General features: G+C 31.2%; 1 pseudogene. It reads left to right on the plus strand.

What is annotated here, in order from left to right:
• Window positions 1–128: 128 nt before the first annotated feature.
• Window positions 129–253 (plus strand): annotated as a pseudogene (locus IDG63_RS14800) (hypothetical protein); the annotation flags it as partial.

Here is a 253-nt window from a genome sequence, read left to right on the forward strand (position 1 = left end):
TAAGAAATACAGAATAATAATCGTTAAAATAGCACCTGGCAATACAATTTTAAAGTTTACTCTGAATTTATCTTTCATTTTCGTATGTTGTGTTCTAACCGCAGCAATTGTTGTATCTGAAATCATTCATTGGTGACCGTCAAACAGGTAAAACAACAATTGCAATTGACACAATTTTGAACCAAAAAGATCAAGGTACGATTTGTATCTATGTTGCTATTGGTCAAAAAGATTCAACAGTAAGAGCAAATGT

Origin of the sequence: Staphylococcus sp. EG-SA-14 (assembly GCF_017151935.1) — a bacterium.
In the GTDB taxonomy this organism is placed as follows: domain Bacteria; phylum Bacillota; class Bacilli; order Staphylococcales; family Staphylococcaceae; genus Staphylococcus; species Staphylococcus aureus.